Source organism: Tatumella sp. UCD-D_suzukii, from assembly GCF_000611875.2.
GTDB lineage: Bacteria > Pseudomonadota > Gammaproteobacteria > Enterobacterales > Enterobacteriaceae > Tatumella > Tatumella ptyseos.
Genome location: NZ_JFJX01000033.1, coordinates 1 through 682, shown reverse-complemented (window position 1 = coordinate 682; position 682 = coordinate 1). Strand labels below are relative to the sequence as shown.

Below are 682 nucleotides of genomic sequence, written 5' to 3'. Positions count from 1 at the left end.
GAAGATGATACTTCTACAGATGACAAGCGATCAGCTGATGAGCAGACTCAAAATAATATTACTTCTCTTGGTGATAATTTAAATAATCTAGTTCGCGGTGCTGGTAAATTTGCTGACCCTGAGCAAAATACTGGTCATTATGGTGATGGTGATTCAGAGTTTGATTTGGCAACTGCTCAAGCTAAAACTCAATTAAATATTGATAAAGATTCTCATGGCGGTGCTTGGGAATCATTTTTAAATGAAGGCGCTCTAAGGCCGTCTATTCCTACTGTTCATGGCTGTAGTAATTTTGTTATGTTTTCTGGTTCTGTTTATCAAATTGAGATAGGTTGCGATAAATTAGGCGATATAAAATCAATGCTTTCTTGGGTTATGTATTGTCTTACATTTTGGTATGTATTCACTTCTATTACATCTTTACTAAGGAAGTGTGAGCAATAATGCCAGCTTTATTAGGTATCCCGGCTTTATTCCGGTTTTTAATAGGTCTTGTTCCTCTTTTTATTGGCTATGTTGCAAGTTTCATAGCTCGTCTTGCTACTAGAACTGGATTATTAGCGACTGCTCTTGTTGGCGCAATTATGGTTGTTCTTTTGCTTGGCTTGCAATGGCTTGGTTCTGTTGTTTACGGTGCCATGCCTCAGGACTTCTCTAATTTAATGTCTTCTGTATTACCTGA

General features: G+C 37.4%; 1 protein-coding gene and 1 pseudogene. Both read left to right on the top strand.

What is annotated here, in order from left to right:
- A pseudogene (locus tag CG67_RS18300) lies at positions 1–444 on the top strand (attachment protein); the annotation flags it as partial.
- On the top strand, positions 444–682 hold a 239-nt coding region (locus CG67_RS07090; RefSeq protein WP_025902262.1), incomplete at its 3' end, for a hypothetical protein. The pseudogene CG67_RS18300 and the gene CG67_RS07090, both read left to right, overlap by 1 nt.